15 protein-coding genes and 1 tRNA gene are annotated in these 20071 nt (G+C 62.7%); 10 read left to right on the top strand and 6 right to left on the bottom strand.

Translation table 11 applies throughout. The annotated features are described in order from the left end of the window. Positions 1–50 precede the first annotated feature (50 nt). On the top strand, positions 51–572 hold the full coding sequence (locus H556_RS16275; protein WP_155802415.1) for a hypothetical protein: 522 nt from the start codon (positions 51–53) through the stop codon (positions 570–572). Positions 573–744: 172 nt separating this feature from the next. On the opposite strand, the gene H556_RS0106065 is transcribed toward H556_RS16275, so the two are convergent. Both H556_RS0106065 and rpmB read right to left on the bottom strand, forming a co-directional pair. Then, entirely contained in the window at positions 745–2427 is a 1683-nt protein-coding gene (locus H556_RS0106065; RefSeq protein ID WP_029673252.1) for a M1 family metallopeptidase, read from the bottom strand. A gap of 105 nt (positions 2428–2532) precedes the next feature. Then, the gene (gene rpmB / locus H556_RS0106060; protein ID WP_003170390.1) at positions 2533–2829 is read right to left on the bottom strand and encodes a 50S ribosomal protein L28; all 297 of its coding nucleotides are present in this window, start codon (positions 2827–2829) and stop codon (positions 2533–2535) included. A gap of 251 nt (positions 2830–3080) precedes the next feature. On the opposite strand from rpmB, the gene H556_RS0106055 reads away from it, so the two are divergent. Further along, on the top strand, positions 3081–3566 hold the full coding sequence (locus H556_RS0106055) for a DUF3617 domain-containing protein (protein ID WP_233551947.1): 486 nt from the start codon (positions 3081–3083) through the stop codon (positions 3564–3566). A 100-nt stretch (positions 3567–3666) separates the two neighbouring features. After that, on the top strand, positions 3667–6477 hold the full coding sequence (locus H556_RS0106050; RefSeq protein ID WP_035302749.1) for an ankyrin repeat domain-containing protein: 2811 nt from the start codon (positions 3667–3669) through the stop codon (positions 6475–6477). A 66-nt stretch (positions 6478–6543) separates the two neighbouring features. Here the strand turns inward: H556_RS0106050 and H556_RS0106045 are convergent, their stop codons facing one another. Together H556_RS0106045 and fdxA are read right to left on the bottom strand one after the other, a co-directional pair. Next, positions 6544–7086 (bottom strand): CarD family transcriptional regulator, encoded by a 543-nt coding sequence (locus tag H556_RS0106045; RefSeq protein WP_024353585.1) that lies wholly within the window; start codon positions 7084–7086, stop codon positions 6544–6546. Positions 7087–7395: 309 nt separating this feature from the next. Continuing rightward, the gene (gene fdxA, locus H556_RS0106040) at positions 7396–7737 is read right to left on the bottom strand and encodes a ferredoxin FdxA (RefSeq protein ID WP_003166185.1); all 342 of its coding nucleotides are present in this window, start codon (positions 7735–7737) and stop codon (positions 7396–7398) included. Between the two features lie 168 nt (positions 7738–7905). On the opposite strand from fdxA, the gene H556_RS0106035 reads away from it, so the two are divergent. Next, positions 7906–8556: a YceI family protein gene (locus H556_RS0106035; protein ID WP_029673251.1), complete on the top strand. Its 651-nt coding sequence runs from the start codon at positions 7906–7908 to the stop codon at positions 8554–8556. Here the strand turns inward: H556_RS0106035 and H556_RS0106030 are convergent. Continuing rightward, positions 8553–8837 carry an RNA-binding S4 domain-containing protein gene (locus H556_RS0106030; protein WP_029673250.1) on the bottom strand — a complete coding sequence of 95 codons (285 nt, stop codon included), beginning with the start codon at positions 8835–8837 and terminating at the stop codon, positions 8553–8555. The genes H556_RS0106035 and H556_RS0106030 overlap by 4 nt on opposite strands. Beyond that, a complete protein-coding gene (locus H556_RS0106025) occupies positions 8834–11368 on the bottom strand; it encodes a helicase-related protein (protein ID WP_024353584.1) in 2535 nt (844 codons plus the stop codon). The genes H556_RS0106030 and H556_RS0106025 overlap by 4 nt, the downstream gene beginning before the upstream one ends. Before the next feature lie 285 nt (positions 11369–11653). Here H556_RS0106025 and H556_RS0106020 point away from each other — a divergent pair. From H556_RS0106020 to H556_RS0105995, 6 genes are all read left to right on the top strand, one after another. Further along, positions 11654–11730: transfer RNA gene (locus H556_RS0106020), tRNA-Arg, on the top strand. 246 nt (positions 11731–11976) lie between these two features. Further along, on the top strand, positions 11977–13227 hold the full coding sequence (drt3a, locus tag H556_RS0106015; protein ID WP_162140900.1) for an antiviral reverse transcriptase Drt3a: 1251 nt from the start codon (positions 11977–11979) through the stop codon (positions 13225–13227). Continuing rightward, on the top strand, positions 13220–15178 hold the full coding sequence (gene drt3b, locus H556_RS0106010) for an antiviral reverse transcriptase Drt3b (RefSeq protein ID WP_024353582.1): 1959 nt from the start codon (positions 13220–13222) through the stop codon (positions 15176–15178). Before drt3a ends, drt3b begins: the two co-directional genes overlap by 8 nt. Before the next feature lie 885 nt (positions 15179–16063). Then, positions 16064–16963, top strand: a complete 900-nt coding sequence (locus H556_RS16030; protein WP_081650889.1) for a TnsA endonuclease N-terminal domain-containing protein — start codon at positions 16064–16066, stop codon at positions 16961–16963. Further along, on the top strand, positions 16960–19146 hold the full coding sequence (locus H556_RS0106000) for a Mu transposase C-terminal domain-containing protein (RefSeq protein WP_024353580.1): 2187 nt from the start codon (positions 16960–16962) through the stop codon (positions 19144–19146). The genes H556_RS16030 and H556_RS0106000 overlap by 4 nt, the downstream gene beginning before the upstream one ends. Further along, the gene (locus tag H556_RS0105995) at positions 19143–20063 is read left to right on the top strand and encodes a TniB family NTP-binding protein (protein WP_024353579.1); all 921 of its coding nucleotides are present in this window, start codon (positions 19143–19145) and stop codon (positions 20061–20063) included. Before H556_RS0106000 ends, H556_RS0105995 begins: the two co-directional genes overlap by 4 nt. Positions 20064–20071 lie beyond the last annotated feature (8 nt).

The following is a 20071-nucleotide window of genomic DNA, read 5'->3' as shown; positions in this document are numbered from 1 at the left end:
GTATAAATCTCGCCTATAATAGCTACTTATGAAAGACGGAGTTATATGTTATGACTAAGACGCTTTCTGTAGTTTCTTGTGCGGCTGTTTTGGCTGTTTCCAGCTTTGGAGTGGCTAATGCTCAATCCTTTCAACCGGCCCCAGGTATTTTTAAGGCTGTTGGAAATCTTGAGCTCTATCAGACGATTGATGGTGTAGACTGTAATGTTGACGCTACCATAGAGGTTAATGCTGCTGGTCAAGCTTACATCACCAGTATGACATTCTCTCCGGGGCATCCGCTTTGCGGCACCTTGATCCGCCCTCTGAGCCCCCCGCCGCCGCAACTCATCACCGGTTCCCCTAGTGGCACAGATGAAGGCTCTATCAATATTAATGTTAATATTCAGGCTGGAGCAGGAACATGCTCTGGTGTTCTGGCTCCACTAAAGCTTTATTGGGGTACTAAGGGTCCTAATCGTATTGTAACTGATCCTACGGCTACTGTTACTGGATCTCCTTCTACTTGTTACGCAACAGGATATCTGAATATCACTCCAGTTGCTCCGACTACTGGCGAGCTAAAAATGTAAAGCTGGCTAATAGCTAAGCTATTAATGATAATTCTCTATGCTAATATTTAAGCTCCCCTGAGTTAACTAAACCGGATGATTTCATCCGGTTTTCTTTTTAAGTGCTTAGCATTCAGCAAGTCTGGATGGAGCCTCGGGCGCCTTCAAGCGCCACTGAAACGTCAGATCTCGCTTACGATGCCTTCCACCGCTCCAGATACTCCAGCCGCCTCAGCACTTTTGAGCCGGGGTCTAGGAGGATGTGCGCGCGCGCAGGAGCGGTGAAGATTGCGCGGCTGTTGGTCATGGGCAGAGAGAGCAATTCGCCGTCGACCTCGACCTCGACCGGCAGGGGGAAGGGGCGGCTGTTTCCGGTCTTCCACTCCAGCGTCACCTGCTCGCCCTGCCGTGTCATGACCAGATCGGGCAGAGTGGCCTGATAGAGGTAGGCGTCGAAGAACCAGCCCATGTCGCGGCCGGTTACTTCATTGACGATGGCGACATAATCCGGCGTCGTGGCGTAGCGGGGCCGAAAGTTCCCCGGCTGCGGATCGGGGCGGCCGTAGACCAGGCGGCGCAGGCTCTCATAGAAGGCGTCGTCGCCGATGAAGAGGCGCAGGGTGTGGGCGATCAGTGCGCCCTTGTAATAGAGGTCCAGCGCCGGGCCGGTCTTGTCGTCATAGACGGTGGCCGCGTCCTGCGGCCTGCCTGACACCACGGGGAAGCGGTTGGCCAGGGTCAGCCGCATGGTCTGGAGCTCGGCCTGCATGGCCCGTTCGCCGTTCAGCCAGCGGGCGTAGAGGGGCTGCATGTAGGTGCCGAACCCTTCGTGCAGCCACATGTCGTCCCAGTCGGCGTTGGTCAGCTGATTGCCGAACCATTCGTGCGCCAGTTCGTGCTGCAGCAGCCAGTCGTAGCCCTTGCCGTCCAGCTTATAGCCGTTGCCGTAAGCGTTGATGGTCTGGTGCTCCATGCCCAGGTGCGGCGTCTCGACCACGCCCATCTTCTCGTCGCCGAAGGGGAAGGGGCCGATCGTCGCCTCATAGAAGTCGAGCATCTGCGGGAATTCGTCGAACAGACGCTGCGCCTTGGCCGGGTCAGCGGATGCCAGCCGCCAGAAACGCATGGGAATCACATTGCCGAACCGGCTTTGATAGTCGGCGGCCATCTCAACATAGGGGCCGATGTTCAGGCTGATGGCGTAGGTGTCGGGCTGGCGCGTGGTCCAGTTCCAGGTGGTCGTGCCGTCGCCGTTGTCGGTCTTGCCCAGGAAACGGCCATTAGCGGGGGCGCTGAGGGCAGAGGGCACGGTGATATGCAGGTCAACGCGCTCCGGCTCGCCCTGCGGATGGTCGATGCAGGGCCAGAACAGGTCGCAGCCCTCGCCCTGAACCGCGCTGGCGACCCACGGCTGGCCGTCGGGCGTTGTCGTCCAGACGAAGCCGCCGTCCCAGGGGGCGCGCTGGGCCTGATGCGGCCGGCCGGAATAGGCGATGCGGACGCTGGCCGTCTCACCCGCAGCCAGGGCGCGGGGCAGGGGAATGGTCAGCCGCCCCTCGGGATTGGACCAGTCGGCGACGGCCTGACCGTCCACGGTGACGGCGGCGATGGCGAATGCGGCGTCCAACTCGACCACGACCGCCGCCGTCGGCGCTGTGGCGGTGAAGTCCAGAACGGCGACGCCTTCCAGCGACTGCGTCTCAGGGAGCAGTTTGAAGGACAGGTCCGCCTTGTCGAAACGCAGGGCTAGTTGTTCAGGCGTGCGCGGCGTGCCGCTGGACAGGGTGAAGGCGGAGGTTTCGCGCGCGGCCTCCTGCGCGACAGCGGGCCACGACAGCAGGGTCGTGGTCAGGATGAGGGCGGCGAGAGGACGCAAGGCTGAGGCTCCGGCTGGACGAGCCGTGAGGGTAGCGGGAGCGCGCTTAAAAGAAAAAGGCCGGTGTTTCCACCGGCCTCTTCAAAATCCGTCAGTCGACGCCGATCAGGCGGCGGCTTGCTCGGCCAGCTTGGCGCGGACCTGACGCTTGATGCGCAGGGCGGCGATCGACAGCTGCTCGTCGCGGGCCTTGACGATAAAGGCGTCCAGGCCGCCCTTGAAGTCCAGGGTGCGCAGGGCGGCGTTCGAGATACGCAGCGAGAAGGTTTGGCCCAGAGCGTCCGACTGAACCTTGACCGTCTTCAGCGACGGCAGGAAACGACGCTTGGTCTTGATGTTGGAGTGGCTCACGTGATTGCCGACCATCGGGCCGATACCGGTGAGTTCGCAGCGACGCGACATCTGAAGATCCTCAAGGTCACATCCGCAATACGGGCGCGGACGCATGAAACAGGGGCGCGGCAAGCCAAGGAGGCCTGCGCGAGAGGGGGCCGTATAGAGGAATGAATCATCGCGCGTCAAGGCCAGAGTCGTCGTGCGGTCGTCGTGCGGTCGTCGCGCGGCTGGCGCTGAGTCATTGTGAAGGCGAGGGATCGCCTTTGTTCAGCAGCCGTTCAAGCCGTGACTATATAGAGAACCCCATGATGAGTCCCATGAACGGCAAATCCATGAAGACCCTGCCCCACCTGGCCAAGCTGATGGCTGTCGCGGCCCCCATGGTCGCGGGCGCTGTGATGCTGGCCGCGCCCGCGTCGGCGCCCCAGGCCCAGTCGGCCGCCCAATCCGAGGTCCTGCCCGGCTATTGGGAGTACACCACCAGCGTGATGGGTTCGCGCGACACGGAGCAGAAGTGCGTCCGTCCCAGCGAGATCAACCGTTTCTTCGGCGGTCTGTCGACGCGCAAATGGCGGTGCACCTATCCGACCCGCCAGGTCGGCGACGGCAAGGCCCGCTTTGAAGGCAGTTGCCAGGATCACAAGGGCCGCCGCATCAATGTGCGCCTGAACGGCACCTATGAAGAACAGGCCTTCCGCTTCAACGGCGGCGCCCAACTGGCGCGCGGCACCCCCTACATTCCCGCCAGCATCACGGCGCGGCGTCTGGCCGCCCAATGCCCGGCCGGAGCGGAGTATTTCTAACGCCTCGACACCGTGTCCTGAAGCTGACGGCGCGCGTTTCATTGTCGGCGCATGAAAAAAGAATGGTAGAACGCTGTCACGTTCGGGGGGGGGTGACACGGTGCGACTGTTCTTGCGTATTCTGGCGACGTCATCAGCGCTGGTGACGGCGGGGTGCGGCGCAGGGGCGGCCCTGACCCCTTTCGAGGCGGCGGTGGCGGGCGATCCGCTGATGCGGGCCTTTTCCACGCGCATGGATGATCTGAGCCGCCAGGCGGCCAATGGGGACGCCGGCGCCCAGGCAGCGCTTTCGATCGTCAAGGCAGAGGGATTGCGCGGGGCGCCCGTCGAGCTGGCGGAAGCTGAAACCCTGAAGAAGCAGGCGCTGTCGCGGGCGGCCCCGACGACGATCACCCAATATATCCCCGGCGTTAACGGCGCGCCCGGCCGGACAGCCCTGATCAATGTTCCGGGGGACGCCTCTCTGCGCCTCGCCATCCGCCGGGCCGACGAGTGCGTCAGCGTGCTGAAACGCGAACCGGATCGGGGCCTGGAGGCCTTTCTGGCGGTCCTCTATGACGAGGATGGGAACCTTGAGGCCTTTGAGCGGCGGCAGCGAGAGGCCGAAGCGATCTGCGGCGGCGAAGAACGATACGCCATTCTCCGCAGTCTTTGGGACGAGTCGCGGCCATGGGGAGACCGCCCACTACCGGATTGCGACGAGAATGAACGCTGTCAGATTCTGGCGCAGAAGATTGCGCGCCTGAACGCTCGTGATCCAGCGCGAGAGGCGAAAGAGGCGGCGGCGAGGGGGGATTTCCGCCTGGGCGGGTTCAATCATATCGGCCCCATGCCGATGGGCTGGAGCCTGCCCGGCGTTTCCTGCACGGTCTGGACGCGCGACATGATCGGCAAATGGCACGTCAACCAGGACGTGATCATGCCCGGCGACAGCCAGCACACCAGCGCCGCCGTCGGCTTCATCGCCGCCTATAATCGCGCCATGGTGACGGATCCGGCTTTCGCCTACGCCGATGTCTGCGCCGAAACCATGGTCGGTCCGGCGGAGCGTTACGAGGGCGCCGTGGCGAACTGGGCCCATGCGGCGCGCAGCGGCGACCTGGCGCGCCTGTCGGAGGTCCCGGCCGGTCAGGACGTGAACGCGCCGGATGCCCTGGGCGTGACGGCGCTGGGCTGGGCGATGCGCCGTGAGGACGAGCCCATGGCCATGGCCCTGCTGGCGGCAGGGGCGGACCCGCGCAATGATCCCTCGGCGGGCCGCGATGAAGGGCTGCCGCTGGCGCGGGCGCTCAGCCAGAAGCGCGTTGAACTGGCGCATCGCCTTATCGAGGCCGGCGCCGTGATGGAGGGTTCGACCGGCGCGTGCCGTATCGGGTTCTATGAGGCGCCGCCCGAACCGTTCACAAACTCGGGCTGTTCCTGGGCCGGTTTGCTGATCCAGGCGGGCGCCTTTGATCTTCTGGACCAGCAGGCGGCGCAAGGGCGGCTGGCGACGATCGACAGCACAGGCGATCTGGCGGGCGCCTTCCTGACGGCGGCCGCGGCGAGGGATGAGGCCGTAGCGGCGCGGTTGTTGCCTCATGTCGGCTATCCGGGCTCAAGGGGCGGCGAGGTGCTGAAGCGCCTGCTTGCCCAGCGGCCTGATCTGGTTGCGCCCTATGTCCTGCATCATGGCGCAGAGGCGGCGCGATCCGAGGCCGAAGCCACCGCCTGGCGCGCGGCGGCCGAGGGCGGCCAGATGGAGGCCCTGACCTTCCTCTGGGACTATGGGGCGGACCTCAATCTGCTGCCTCTCGACGCGCTGGCAGGTTGCGCCGACAGGGCGCGGGCCGGGGATATCGAGGGCCTGCTGGTTTGCGTGGAGGAGGCGGGGCGCAGGCGTCAGGCGCTTCATGCGGCGATACGCGGTGGAAACGAGCCCGAGTTTGCGCGTCTGGTCGCCGAGGCGGCGGATCTGCGCGAACGGGGGAAGGGCAGCCAACTGGCCGTCGCGGTCGACAGCGGCAGTCTGGAGATGGTGCAGGCCCTGTTGAAGCGCGGGGCGAACCTGACGCCGACCTATGCGCCGGAGCGTGAGCGCATCGCCTATGGCGGCAGTCTGAAGGCCCGCGCGGACGCCATTGCGACGGCCAACGGCTATGAACAGGCGCTGCGGCACGATCAGTCGCTGCTGCAGCGTGCGGCCGAGCGCGGCGACGTCGCCATGATGCGCGCCCTGTCGGACGCCGGAGCGCGCGGCGCCGCCAATCTGGCGAAATGGGCGGGCAATCTGGGCAATCCGCCGGCCGGTCTGACCAGCCTGTTTCTGGCGCCCGATCGTTCTGCGGATCACGAAGATCTGCCGAACCGCGCCGTGGATCGGGACTTTGAAGTCTATCGCCTGCTGATCGCTGAGGCGGCGCGCGTGGAGGGGCCCCAAAGCCTGGAGGACGCCTTTAGGAGTGGGGTATACAGCGGCTACAATGACGCTCTTCAGGTGATGCTAGATGCCGGACTGGATCTGTCGAAGGTCGAGGCGCCGGAGCGGATATGGAGCAACCTCACGCAATCGGGTACGCCGTGTAAGCCGTCGACGGCGCGGTTGCTGATCGCCAACCGTCTGACACAGACCTATGCGCCCAACGACTATACGCACTGGTCGCCCGTTCAGAGCTTCGCCGCAGGTTGCGCCGACGCGCGTGTGGCGGACGTCCTGGTCCGCGAAGGCGGGATGGACGTCAATGAGGTCGGGGTTGACGGCGGAACGGCGCTGGATGTGGCGGTGAGATACAATCGTCTGGTCAACGCCGAGGCGCTCAGGCTTCTGGGCGGGCTGACCGCCGCCGTCGTGGCGCCGGACGCGGATCAGGCGCGCAAGGCCGAACGGCGGACGCAGGATGATCTCGACCTGGAGCAGAGCGTCGATTTCTAGAGCCGCACAGTAAAAAGGCCCGGCGGCGACGCCGGGCCTTTTTTATCATCAGTCGGTCGCCTGAGATCAGGCGGCCTCGGCCTCTTCTGCGGCAGGGGCGACCGGCTTCTTGGCGCTGAGCGACTTGCCCAGCAGGGCCATGGCGGCGTCCTTGTCGATCTTGTTGGCGGCGGCGACTTCGCGGGCCATGCGGTCCAGGGCCGATTCATAGAGCTGGCGCTCGGAATAGGACTGTTCCGGCTGGGTGTCGGCGCGGTGCAGGTCGCGGACCACTTCGGCGATGGAGATCAGGTCGCCCGAGTTGATCTTGGCTTCGTATTCCTGGGCGCGGCGCGACCACATGGTGCGCTTGACGCGGGCGCGGCCCTTCAGGGTCGTCAGGGCCTTGGTCACGGTGTCATCGGCGGCCAGGGTGCGCAGGCCGGCGGTCTTGGCCTTCTTGGTCGGGACGCGCAGGGTCATTTTTTCGTGCTCGAAGGTCACGACGTAGACTTCGAGCGCCATGCCGGCGACTTCCTGAGTCTCGATCGCAGCGACCTTGCCGACGCCATGCGCGGGATAGACCACCGCATCGCCAACCTTGAATTCCAGACCGGTCTTGCTCGTCATGTCATTCCTTTCCCGAACCGAAGGGGCGAGATCTCCGCCGCATCTTTGAAAGCAAAATCCACCCCGCCGCCGGGCGTAAGCCAGGCGGTTGAGCGGAAGGTCGCATTGTCAGACGCGAAAAAGGATCACCGAACCTCTGGCCGACCCCGTCCTCGCGGCGAGGTTCTGTCGTAAATGCGGGCGGCGCGCAGAGTTGCGGAACCGCCCGTTTCGAATAGGGAGGAACCTATCATAAAATTAGGAAATCTCAAAACATCCACAGGGCCGTCGGCGACGAGCGGCACATTGTGACTGCAATGTGGCGGATTCTTAGGAGCCCTTGCCCGGCTTGGGGCTGAAATACTTCTCGAACTTGCCGGTTTCGCGCTCATACTGCTCACGATCCGCCGGGGGCACGCCCTTGACCGTGATGTTCGGCCAGACCTTGGCGTATTCGGCGTTGACCTGCAGCCACTTGCCGTCCGGTTCGTCCTCGGTGTCGGGCACGATGGCGTCGACGGGGCATTCAGGCTCGCACACGCCGCAGTCGATGCATTCGTCAGGGGCGATGACCAGGAAGTTTTCGCCCTCGTAGAAGCAGTCCACCGGACACACCTCGACGCAGTCCATGAACTTACATTTCACGCAAGCGTCGGTGACGATGTAGGTCATGGCGTTCGGATGGGCCCGTGGCAGCGAGGAGGTCGAGGGCGGGCAAATGGCCCCGTCGGAACCAACTGTCAACCGAAGGCGCTGATGCAAAGCTGTTCAGGCTCGACGGCGCCGGGCCGCGCTCCCTCTTCTTGACGCCGGATCATCATCCGCCCGGAGACCTGTCCCATGCGTTTCAATCAAGGTTTCATCACGCGTTCCGCCATAGGCCGCATCGGCGCCGCGAGCGTGGCGCTCAGCCTTCTGGCCGGGGGCGCGGTCGTCGCCCAGGCCGCCCTGACCAAGGTTCCGTCCGAGGTTCAGTCCGGCGACTACAAGCTGGATCCGGAGCACGGCAAGATCACCTGGTCCGTCGATCACCTGGGTTTCTCCACCTATGTCGGCCAGTTCGTGAACGTCCAGGCCGAGCTGAAGCTGGACCCCGCCAACCCGTCCGCCAGCACCCTGACCGCGACCATTCCTCTGACGGACGTGGCGTCCAACTCGGACGGGTTGAACAAACACCTGCAGACGGCGGACTTCTTCGACACCGCCAACCATCCGGTGGCGACCTTCCGTTCGACCCGGATCGTGGTCGACGCCGACGATCGCGACGAGGCGACGGTCCATGGCGACCTGACCCTGCGCGGCGTCACGCGCCCCGTGGTCATGGAGGTCGAGTTCAACCAGGCCGGCCCGACGCGCGGCGGCTACAAGGCGGGTTTCGACGGTGAGGCGACGATCAAGCGGTCCGACTTCGGCATCACCTTCGGCCTGCCCGCCCTGGGCGACGAGGTGAAGCTGCACATCGAGGGCGAGTTCGTGATGGCGGCGGGTTAGTCCGCCGCGTCCAGCGGTTCATAAAGGGCGTGGGCTTCCTGCGCAGGTCCGCGTCGGTCGCCCATCTGCACCACGCGCACGGCGATCAGCCGCCCGGCCTGGGCGAACAGCACCTCATCGCCGGGATGGACGCTGCGGCTGGGCTTGTCGAGGCGGGTCTGGACGCCGTTGTGCGTCAGGCGGATGGCGCCTTTCTCGACCATGGCGGCGGCCAGACTGCGCGTCTTGGCGAAGCGGGCGCGCCACAGCCAGACGTCGATGCGGCAGCTCTCGATGGTCATTCGGCGGGCTTGCCCGACGGGGCCCGCCGAGGACGCCGACGGGGCCTGCGCGCCGCCTTGGGGTTGGCGGCGGGCCGTGGCGGCTGGGTCAGTTGAGCCAGGGCGGCGAAGGGCGAATCCTTGGGCGGCGGCGTGGGCTTGCCGGGGCGCGGCGCCCGTTCGGCGCGCGGGGTGCGCAGGGCGGCGTGGATCGCCTTCGCTTGATCCGCCGTCCAGCCGAGGTCGTTCAGCGCCTGATCCGACAGCGGCGCCTTTCCCGCAGCGCGCTGAGTCTCGGCGAAGGTTTCCAGCGCCTCGACCGGCGCGGTCCAACGGCCGACGGCGCGGCGTCCGAACGCCGACAGGGCGCGCGCCGACGGCGCCGGCTCGGGCAGGGGCAGAAGGCCCTCACCCGCCAGCCCCTTCGTCGCCTCACGCGGCAGGAAGGCCTGCGCCAGCGTCGCCCCCCGCGGCTTCATCACGCCGGGCAGCCACACCGAATGGGCGCCGACGCGGATGGCGAAGGTCTTCAGCGTGCGCCGCTCATGCTGGCTCAGGGCCGCCAGGTCGCGCTCGACCTCGCGTCGGGGGATCAGGCCGCCCGCCTCGATCAGGCGGAACGCCAGCCCGCGCGGCAGGCCGGTCAGGGCGCCGCTCTCGATCGCGTGGCGCAGGCGTTTCAGCGGCTTCAGCGCCCGCCCGGCCTCGCCCGCCAGCCAGGCCTCCATGCGCCGCTCGGCCCGCTCGCGCGCCGGGACCGGCCCCAACTCGCCCAGCAGCCGCACGCGCGGCGAGAAGGGGTCTTCGTTGGTGATGCGCCCGGTCAGGGCCCCGTTCCACAGCACCCCGCCGTCCGGCGTAACGGAAAAAGCCGCGTCCTCGTCGGCCGCGAGCCGCCCAAGCCGCCGCGCCACCTCCGGCCCCACGGCGCGCGTCGCCGCCTGCCTTAGCGCGCGGTCGGCCAGCGCCGATCCGCCCGCATCGACGGTGAAGCAGACGCCGTCCAGATGACCGACGACCTCGCCCTCGACTGTGACCTCGCCGTCCTCGGCCACGCCCGCCAGCACGTCGGAGCGCACGTTCAGCGCCCGCATCAGGGCCGCCGTGCGCCGATCGACGAAACGCGCCGTCAGCCGTTCGTGCAGCACGTCGCTGAGCCGTTCCTCCAGCGCCTTGGTCCTGTCGCGCCACTCCTGCGCCCCCGCCATCCAGTCGGGCCGGTTGGCGATGTAGCTCAGCGTCCGCACCCCAGACAGCCGCGCCGAAAGCTGGTCGATCTGGCCGTCGTCGCGATCCAGATCATTGAAGCGCGGCGCCACCCAGTCCTCGGTCAGGCGGCCGCCCCTCCCGTGAGGGCCATGACTGGTCAGGGCGGTGAAGATCTCCTTCGACAGGCGGGCGTGTTCGTCCAGCGTCGTCTTCTGGAAGTCGGGCAACTGACACGCCTCCCACAGCCGCATCAGGGCCCCGCGTGAGCGGGCGATCTTCCTGACGTCCTCATCGACCGCAAAGCGCCGCAGCAGGGTCTCGTCCAGCGCCTGCGCCGTCAGCCGCAGCCCGTGCCGATCCGGCGTCACCGTAAGCGAGCGCAGCAGGTCGGGCAGCGTGTCGAAATCCAGCCTCCCGCTGCGCCACTCGGCCGCCTCGACCGGATCGAAGCGGTGATCGACCACCTGTTCGACCAGGTCTTCGTCCAGTTCCTCGGCCTCGCCCGTGACGCCGAAGGTGCCGTCGCGCAGGTGACGCCCGGCCCGCCCGGCGATCTGGCCGATCTCCGCGGCGTGCAGCCAGCGCGTGCGCCGCCCGTCGAACTTCCGCAGGCCCGCAAAGGCCACATGGTCCACGTCCATGTTCAGCCCCATGCCAATGGCGTCGGTGGCGACCAGGAAGTCCACCTCGCCCGACTGGAACAGCTCGACCTGGGCGTTGCGGGTGCGGGGCGAAAGCGAGCCCATGACTACGGCCGCCCCGCCTCTCTGACGCCGTAGCAGCTCGGCGATGGCGTAGACCTGCTCGGTCGAGAAGGCGACGACGGCGCTGCGCCGGGGCAGGCGGGTCAGCTTCTTCGACCCCGCGTAAGACAGCATCGACAGCCGGTCGCGGGTCACGATCTCCGCATCCGGAACCAGCGACCGCATCAGCGGGGCCATCGTCCCGGCGCCCAGGAACATGGTCTCGAACCGGCCGCGCGCGTGCAGCAGTCTTTGCGTAAAGACGTGGCCGCGCTCGGGATCGGCGACCAGCTGGATCTCATCCACCGCTAGGAAGTCGACCGACCGCTCCAGCGGCATGGCCTCGACCGTGCAGACGAAGAAGGCGGGACGCGGCGGGACGATCTTCTCCTCGCCGGTGATCAGGGCGACCGAGGCCGCCCCCCGCCGCTTGACGATCCGCTCATAGATCTCGCGCGCCAGCAGCCGCAGCGGCAGGCCGATCATGCCCGAGGCGTGACCCAGCATCCGCTCGACCGCCAGATGGGTCTTGCCGGTGTTGGTGGGCCCCAGGATCGCCGTGACGCGCGAAAGGGCCATGCCTGCGGAACGGTCGCTCATGACCGGCCCAAGGTGGCGAACCCCGCCTGCTTTCACAAGCGGCGCGGCGATCTCGATATGAACGAAAAAGAATTGGTAAGCGGAACCTTACCAGCCCCTGGAACACGGGCGAAACGAATCATGACCGAATCAGCGACGTTCGCCGATTCAGGCTTTGTTCCATACTAGGTATAGTAGCTTAACACGCCTTAACCACAAGGCCGAACCCTCGCACGGTCGCCGTCACGCGTTCAGGTTTCGCAGGGGCTTCCCTGACGCCCCAACCTCCTTTAGGCAGACGCGCGTGGCCCCGTAGCTCAGCTGCATAGAGCAAGGCTTTCCTAAAGCCGAGGTCGGAGGTTGGAGTCCTCCCGGGGTCGCCATTCCCTTGTCGGGACCACTTAGAACTGGCTCAAAACCAGTTAGAAGTGGCTCAACATGAGAGCCGATCGCAATTTCGCGCCAAGCCTCGTAGCAGCCGGTTCTGACTCATAGCGGAATGTCAGAACGTCCGCTGTCCGTCGCATTGTCACCCGGCGGCGCGGAGTCTCCGATTGCGCAGGCTACCTTGACGCGGCTGGGTTGCGCCATCAACCATCCCGATGCACGTCAGGCGGGGAGGCGTTGGCTTGAAGTCGGTATTCTCAGTACGCGCCTTATCGCGCGTGATGCGCGCAGGCGACTCCCATCGATTTGACATCGATGTTGCCGCTGAAGGCCAAGCCATTGCCGAGCAACTCGCTGATGACATAGGCAATCGAGCCGTAGATCTCAGTACTTTTGTGCGCGGACGCGCGCGCGGCAAGCCCTGCGTCACTTACCCATCCTATGAACGGTCAATCATATTACGAGTTTTAGCCGGCTACATCGCCAAGCGTTTCCGAATAACGCCACCCAACAGGGACCGTGTCGTCAGCGGGGTCATCGAGACGATGTTCGATGCCACGCCATACACGGTCATCAGGAGGGATGTGACCTCATTCTACGAGTCCATAGACGCAGACGCTCTTCGTGAGAGGCTTGTCTACGACACCTCGCTCCCGCGCATCGTACGAACCTTTTTGCAGCAATACTTCGATGCGCATTGCTTGCCGGGCGTTCTCGGCTTGCCCCGAGGAGTGGGTTTGTCGGGTGTCCTCGCAGAACTCGCGATGGAGCAGTTCGACCGTCGGGTGCGCGCCATGCCAGGCGTCTACCGTTATTTCCGATACTCCGATGACATCGTCGTCTTCTGCTACGACCGCGCGGCAGGCATAGCGAACGATATGGTCGGCGCCCTGCCTACCGGCATGCTGTTTCACGCCAAAAAGCGTTCTGAGACGGCTTTTGTCGACCGCACGTCAAACTCCCGCCATCTCGACTATCTCGGCTACAGGTTTTCGACGACGTCGGGGACCGGTAGCAGAGAATCCCGAACGATCGTCGTCACCATCGCGCCTGAAAAAATCAAACGCTTGAAGACTCGTGTGATCATGTCTCTGAAGCGCTTCATGAAAGACGGTAATACTAACCTTCTGTTCGATCGCTTACGATTGCTTTCTTCTAATCACCAGCTCCAAAGACACGGCGTGAGTTTTTGGGGGCCAAGGAAGCGTGTGCGCACCGGTATATTCTACAACTATAGACGCTGTGGAATTTATAATCACAGATCATACAATTGCGTCGAGCCGCCCGAGCTTGGAGCCTTGGACACCTTCACTCACCATCTATTGCGAAGCCGACACAGCGAATTCTCTGCTCGCCTGCGGGCCGCAATGGGCTTGCGGCACCTGATCTTGTTGGACGGAATTTCGTTCCGTCTGGGCTTCAAATCCCGACGCCTGGTCCGCCTCAGCAATGAACGTCTGGCTCAGGCACGGGAAGCATGGCGCAATGTCTGACCAGTCGAAGAAGTCGCTCAGGCATAGAGCGCTCCTGACCGAAACACTTCCGTACGAGCTGCCGGTCATCTTTTCGAATGACCGCCTGCACGCTGGTCTCTCGACCACACCAACTGCAGCGGTTCAGGATGTCCTCGATCGGGTAGCCGTCCGAAGACCTGCCTACACCATCCCGTACAACTACGGGATTACCAAGGATCGCGAGCGAACAACGACGCTCAGCGTTGTCCACCCGCTGCTCCAAAGGGAGATGGCTGACTTCTACGAACTCCACGCGATGGGAATGTTGGCGCACTGTAGCCGAGGCGACTTTTCGCTACGCCATCCCGCCGCACTGGCGTCTCCGTTCACGACGGAGGTTTCTGTTGAAAACGATCAGTCCAGGTCGGGCATTCCGCAAATGCTCGCCGCCGAAGGCGAGCCCGACCCATCCCACATGACGTCATACTTCGTCTATGGCAAGTACAATCTTTTGGGAAAATTCGTCTCTTCTCGCGAATACATTCGCTTAGAAGAACGACACCCAGTCATGCGAACTATCGATGTGTCGAAATGCTTCTACAATATTTACACCCATTCAATCACGTGGGCTGTAAAAGACAAGTCTTTTGCGAAAGAGCATCGATCGACATACAGTTTTGAGTCCGCGTTTGATGGGTTGATGCAGAGGGCAAACTACAACGAGACCAATGGCATTGTAGTGGGTCCGGAGATATCGAGAGTATTTGCCGAAATCATATTCCAAGACATTGATGATTGCGTGAGGGCTGATATGCTGGAGCGTGGACTGATACATGGTCGGCATTACGACGTTCGACGGTACGTCGATGACTACTTCGTATTCACGGGGTCAATCGAGCATGCTGACCTTCTCGAAGGGCGCATCCGACACCATCTTGAACGTTACAAGCTCTACGTTAACGACAGAAAGGTTGCGACCAGTCGCAGGCCATTTGTGTCCGGGCTTTCCATCGCGCGGGAACACGTCGCCGCCACGCTGCGGGAGGTGTCTACGGCAGTCACGCGAATGCGAGCGCAGGACGCTGCCGAAGAGAGGGCTGCAGGTCGAGGTGGGGCCTCCAACGAGAATGCGCAGCAGGCTCGCGCCATCCGGGCGCGGCTGAACCATATCCGACTGATCGTGGCCGAACATGAGATCCAGTTCGCCAACCTCTCAGGCTGGTTGCTGTCTAGGCTCCGACGGCTGATTAGCCGGTGCTTGAACGTAATGAGCGAGACAGCAGATCAGGACGTGCAAGATCCGTACTCATCGGTGGTTATAAGCGCCTTAGAGACGGCTCTTTACGTGTGCGCAGTGGATCTGCGAGTTCGTACGACATACTCACTCTGCCAGCTTGTCCAGGTGGTAGAACGGTCTCGTGATGTCATGCCCCCCGAGCAATATGATCTTGCGATCCATCTCATATCGGACAGCCTCTCGAGTCTAATCCGCCGCCAGACACCCTCGGACGGGGCGAAGGTGGAGGATAATGTCGAGCTGTTTAATCTCCTGATATGCGGGGCTCATTTTATCGGGAATGATTTCCTTGCTTCGACCGCGTTCAGGGACTGCTTAGAGCGACTGCTGGACGAGCCTCGGCTGACCTATTTCGCCTATATCACTTTGATGTTTTGCATTCGAAAGCAGGCCGGCGAATTTCAAGTCGAGATCGGCATGTTGAAACAACGCGCGCGCGACAGAGTCTTGGCAGCAGATGTCGATATATGGCGTGACACAGAAGAGTATCTGATTGCCATCGATTACCTGGCGTCACCGGATGTTGGCCCTCATGACAAGCGGTCACTCTTCAGAGCCGTTTTTGGTGGCGAGCCTAGGCTGGCGACATGGGCTGAATTCGGCAGCTACGCAGGTTTTGCAGATTGGTCCGGGTTGAGCGTCGATCACCAGTTGCAGCGAAAGGCATTGCGTCCTGTCTACGCTTGGACCTAGTGTTCCGTTGGTTGCTGCGCCGAATGCGGTCGCTTTCGGGTGGCCGATGACGAGTGAGGATCGAAACTGCCCTTTGGGGCAGTGTTGGTCTGATCCGGGACCTGGCGTTGTCAGGCACACACGGCTCGGCGCAGCAGCTAGCCAATCGACCGTCTGGCGCATCGTTGGTGGAGAAACCGTGGACGGGGGCGCTAGACGACTCTCCTGAGGCCTGGAGCTTTTTCGGAGGAATGGCATCGAAATGATGCACTCATGCTCAAGGTCTGGTCGTGTCGCCAAGTCAATGTCTGATGGTGGGCGCCTCGTTATCGGAAGGTGCCTAACAGCTGCTGCCTGTCCGATCGTTCGATTCGTGTAGCATAGGTAGCGCGCGCCCGATCCTGCGCCGAGGAGGGGGACGTCCACCTTTTGGCAGAGCGTCAACGTCCGCTAATGGCGCAGAGTTGAACCGACGCAAGATGGGGTCAGCGATCGCTCGCGCGGCCAAGCTTCGAACTGCTGGTCGGATCAGGCCTCTTTTTTGGGTCGCGGAGCTCTCAAATGAGACCGCCGTTCTATGTCGTTCGTAAGCATTCAGAATATATAGCATAGTATATATTTAGCTGACCGGCCGATTGCAGCTCGGTTGGCGTAGTAAAAAATCCCTGTGACTCCGCTTCATCGCTCTGGAACACTCTTCGAGCCGGCGGTGAGTCCTCCAAGACCCTCCTGCTAGGCCTTAGATTCGAACGGGCTAACTGAAAACAGGAGCAACAATGTCCCGACCGCCATGAAAATCAGACGTCAATTCTGTGGCTTAGCGCAGAAACGACGCGAGCCCCGGGCGTAAACCCAAGGCTCGGTCGGAGGATCAAGTCCCCAATCGTTGTGCCGACGACTTGGCAAATGATCCTCCGCACCGCGCAAGAAGTCAACGCGTTCTCTCAGAGACGCGTGACGCCCTCGCTCGCCCTGAACCCAGCGAACTTCCCAAATGTGGAGATCAAGATGGACATCGTTCATCCGCGGGCAGGCACGCCCGCAAGAGACCCAGCGCCCCTAAATGAGGCGCTACTCGGTTTGGCCTGCGACGAAAACAGGGAGGCTTGGGAGAGCCTTTCCGCAACTGCTACGATGGTTTTGTCGAAGTCTGGCGGATCCATCAGGACCATCGTCACCGGCCGGCGCATCATCACAACAGGTGTCTATGCCAGTCGAAAAACCGGCTGCGGGCAGCCCTACGAGAGCATGCTCGAAAAGGCGTTCTTCATGCTCTGTGAAGTCGACACCGACGTCGTCGACTACCGGGCACAACCGTTCCGGTTCGAGTTCGTCGTTGATGGCATCAAGCGCGCATATCTGCCGGACGCGGTTACGCTCCGTGCCGATGGAACGGTCGAAGTAATCGAAATCAAGCGCGATCCCGGGGACCTCAGAGATCCGGAGTATCGGCTGAAACTTCAGGCGGTTCGCGAAATCTGCGATCGGATCGGTTGGCGGTTCCATATCCTGTTCCGCACCGACCTGACCGAGCCATCCCGTTTCTATCGTGCGGTGGAGGACGTCCAGTCATGGGCCTTCACAAAGTTCAGCGACGCTGAGGTCTTCGAGGTCGTCCGACAACTGCGCCAGCATGGTCAGCTGCCACTCGGTCAGCTGGCCGACAGCTTTGATGAACGGCTGCGCGGCCTGGCCAAGCTGAAGGCCATGATGGTCGGCCGCATCGTCAGGCTCGACCTCACCAACATCCCCGACAGCTCGACCCCCGTGACGCTGGTCGAAGGGCCGCAGGAGGAAATCCAATGAACACTATTCGACTGACCGCCGGTGAAACCTGGGCCATCGGCTCGAACCGCTATGTCCTTGATCAGGTGATGGGCAATGGGCTGCTCCACCTGCGATGCGAACGGACCGGAGCGCCGCTGCAGGTGAGGGGCGAACAGAACGATCTGGTGTGCCCTAGTTCGGCTTGGCTCGTGGAGCAGTTCGCTGCCGGCCAGGCTCGTCGTATCGACCTCAAGCAAGCGAAGTCGTCAGTTCGAAAAGGCGCTCTCGCCTTCGGAGGCGACTACGAGATGATCGTGTCGCGCGATCCGTCGGCGACCTTCCGTTTGGCAGTGATCACCTCCCTGGATCGTATCGCACCATTCTCTCGAAGCGCCGACGGGATACGCAAGGCATTGGCGGTCGTCTGGAGCAAGAAGCCAGAGTTCTTCAGCGGCAAGAAACCCCCGTCGCCGACGACGGTTCGCAGATGGCTTGCCGATCGCGGCGACGTCGGCGAGCGACCGTTGAAGGCGATGGTCAACATGTCTGGGAAGGTGCCGCGCAAGCATCGCCTTCCGGCATCAGTGCGCCGACGGATGCATGAGGAGGCGACGGCCTACTGGGCCGACCATAAGAAGTCCCTCGGCGACGCCTACGACGATCTCTGTGAACATCTCGGCGCACTGAACAAATGGATTCGCCAGCGTTCGTCCAGATGGATGACAGTGCCTGTGCCTGCGAAAGAGACATTTCGAAAGTATGTTCGGTCGATCGAATGCTACGAAACGGTGGCTGCGAAGTTCGGCAAAAAGGTCGCTGACCAAAGGTTCAAGGCCTGTGGTCAAGGGCTGGCCTCCCAACGTCCTTTGATGCTGGGCGCTATGGACCACACCCAGGTCGACTATCACGTCGTCATCAACTCCAAGGGCTGGAGGCTGCTCGGGCGGCCTTGGCTCACGATTATCCTCGACGTTTACACGCGCTGCATTGTTGGCTGGGTTTTGAGCTTTGAACCGCCCTCACTCTACTCGGTCACAGAGTGCATCAAGCGCGCAAACCGGCCCAAAATTCGGATGGGGGACCGTTTCCCTGAGAAGCCGGAGCTCGTCAGCATTCACGGGAAGTTCGACGAGATCGTCGTCGACAACGGCTGGGAGTTCACCGGAACTTCCTTTGAGTCGGCCATGATCGATATGGGCGTCAGTGTTCGCTGGGCCCCCGTGCGGTCCCCGACCTACAAGGCTGTGATCGAGCGCTTGTTCGGCACCTTGAACACCCGCTTGCACCGCAAAATGCCCGGGGGGACCTTTCCGGTAGCGCAACTGCGGGAATGGGGGCTCGACCCGCGGAAGGATGCGGTCCTCACCCTCCAGCAGGCTGAAGACCTCCTGATCTCCGCCATCGGTATCTATCATCAGGAGCTGCACTCCACCTTGGGGGAACCTCCGGTGACAGCGTGGGACCGAAAAGTTCGGGAGCAGGGTGGGGTACAAGTGATCGGTGACGATAGTCAGCTTGATCGAATGCTTGGCGCCCGCCGCGACGCCACTCTGACGCGCTCTGGCGTGAACCTTTTCAATCTTCAGTACCAGGATCCAGCAATAACGGGTCGCCTGCTTGAGGATCTCGCGAGGCGTGAGCCACGAAGGGGACAGCGGAAGGGTTCTGCTACCGCCAAGGTGGTGATCAAATACAATCCTGCCAACCTCGGCCAGATCTATATCTGGTGTCCGGGCAATGGCGAGTTTGTCGCTTTGCCCTGTACCGACCCGGAGTATGCCGAAGGGCTCTGCAAGTGGCGTCACGACCTGATCGAGGCCTGGTCCCGCGAGGAGAAAGACTCGACGAAGGACGACAGGCGTCGACGTCGCATCGAGCTGAGGAGGGAAATCGAGGCTGAAACGCCGGTTCGGGTGCTCACCCGGAACAAGCGGACCCAAGCCCGTCTGTTGGCTTCACCGAAGGTTGAAGCAATGGCCAAGGGAAGCCTCCGCATCGAATACGCGGAGGCGCGGCACGACGGCATGGCGCCAACCATACCGACCGTCGCATTGGCGCCCGAACGAACAGACGACCATGTCAAACCTGTCCGTCCGGCACGCGGCGGAAAGCCGAAGACCAAGCGAGTGCCGAAGGCTGAGCCGGTTTCCGAGGTTTCGACCGAATCTGGTTGGACCGCCGTTGCGTCCTCCAGTGACGAGCATTGGGAGGCATTCCAATGAACCGGACCGCAGCGGAGCTCAATGACGAGGCGGCTGACATGGTCGCCCGCTTCAGATCGGTGTTCATCCATTATCCGCCACACGTCAGTCTCCATGGCCGATTGGATTACCTACAAAAAATCGGTCGGCGCACGCGCGGAGAACCTCAGATGGGGTTGCGTGTCCTTGCCCCCTCGGGATCCGGCAAGAGTACTGCGGCAAAGGCCTACGTCGATTTGGTCGAGACGCGTCGACCCCGGACGCCTGAGTATGTGCCGGTCATTAAGGTCGATCTCGAACGGCACACGACATCGAAGAAGCTGATGGTCCTGATCCTTGAGGCGTTTCGGGATCCATATGCCTCTTACGGCAATGAGCTAACGCTCAAGCGGCGAGTGCTAAGCTGCTTTGAGCGGTTCGGGACGGAGTTGCTCATCGTCGATGAGGTGCAGCATCTCAACTACCGGAACGGCTTGCGGAACGACGTAACCGACACCCTCAAAGGGATGCTCGATACAGGCCTTATCCCTATCGCCTTTCTGGGCACGGACGAGGCGCTTCCGATGTTCAGGAGGAACCTTCAACTGAATGGCCGGCTGCTGCCCCCTTGTGACCTTCATCCGTTGAAGGCCCGCAGTGGGCGGGATCAGAAGCTGTTCGCAGGCTACGTCACTCGGCTCGATCAGGTCTTGGTCGACGAGGGCATCTTCGGCCAACAGTCAGGCCTCAACGAACCGGAGATACTGGCCGCACTGTTTGATGTGTCGAAGGGGGTGGTCGGGCGGGTTAACCGCCTGATGCATGCGGCGATTGAGGTCGCCGTTCGTCGAGGCGCCGCCCGGCTTGAGATCGCCGACCTCTCCTGGGCGGTAGATGCTTGGGCGGTGGAGCAGTCGTTCATCGACCACAACCCGTTCAGGAAGCGGCGCCATGGCTGATGGTTCGA

It is taken from the genome of Brevundimonas naejangsanensis DSM 23858, from assembly GCF_000421705.1.
GTDB lineage: Bacteria > Pseudomonadota > Alphaproteobacteria > Caulobacterales > Caulobacteraceae > Brevundimonas > Brevundimonas naejangsanensis.
The sequence above is the reverse complement of the archived record's forward strand: the minus strand, read 5'-3'. Positions and strand labels throughout refer to the sequence as shown.

What these genes read in the sequence shown, in the direction of transcription:
- H556_RS16275 (WP_155802415.1), top strand. Translation starts at nt 51, where the DNA reads ATGACTAAGACGCTTTCTGTAGTTTCTTGTGCGGCTGTTTTGGCTGTT.
- rpmB (WP_003170390.1), bottom strand. Translation starts at nt 2,829, where the DNA reads ATGTCGCGTCGCTGCGAACTCACCGGTATCGGCCCGATGGTCGGCAAT.
- H556_RS0106055 (WP_233551947.1), top strand. Translation starts at nt 3,081, where the DNA reads ATGAACGGCAAATCCATGAAGACCCTGCCCCACCTGGCCAAGCTGATG.
- H556_RS0106045 (WP_024353585.1), bottom strand. Translation starts at nt 7,086, where the DNA reads ATGACGAGCAAGACCGGTCTGGAATTCAAGGTTGGCGATGCGGTGGTC.
- fdxA (WP_003166185.1), bottom strand. Translation starts at nt 7,737, where the DNA reads ATGACCTACATCGTCACCGACGCTTGCGTGAAATGTAAGTTCATGGAC.
- H556_RS0106035 (WP_029673251.1), top strand. Translation starts at nt 7,906, where the DNA reads ATGCGTTTCAATCAAGGTTTCATCACGCGTTCCGCCATAGGCCGCATC.
- H556_RS0106030 (WP_029673250.1), bottom strand. Translation starts at nt 8,837, where the DNA reads ATGACCATCGAGAGCTGCCGCATCGACGTCTGGCTGTGGCGCGCCCGC.
- H556_RS0106025 (WP_024353584.1), bottom strand. Translation starts at nt 11,368, where the DNA reads ATGAGCGACCGTTCCGCAGGCATGGCCCTTTCGCGCGTCACGGCGATC.
- drt3b (WP_024353582.1), top strand. Translation starts at nt 13,220, where the DNA reads ATGTCTGACCAGTCGAAGAAGTCGCTCAGGCATAGAGCGCTCCTGACC.
- H556_RS16030 (WP_081650889.1), top strand. Translation starts at nt 16,064, where the DNA reads ATGATCCTCCGCACCGCGCAAGAAGTCAACGCGTTCTCTCAGAGACGC.
- H556_RS0106000 (WP_024353580.1), top strand. Translation starts at nt 16,960, where the DNA reads ATGAACACTATTCGACTGACCGCCGGTGAAACCTGGGCCATCGGCTCG.
- H556_RS0105995 (WP_024353579.1), top strand. Translation starts at nt 19,143, where the DNA reads ATGAACCGGACCGCAGCGGAGCTCAATGACGAGGCGGCTGACATGGTC.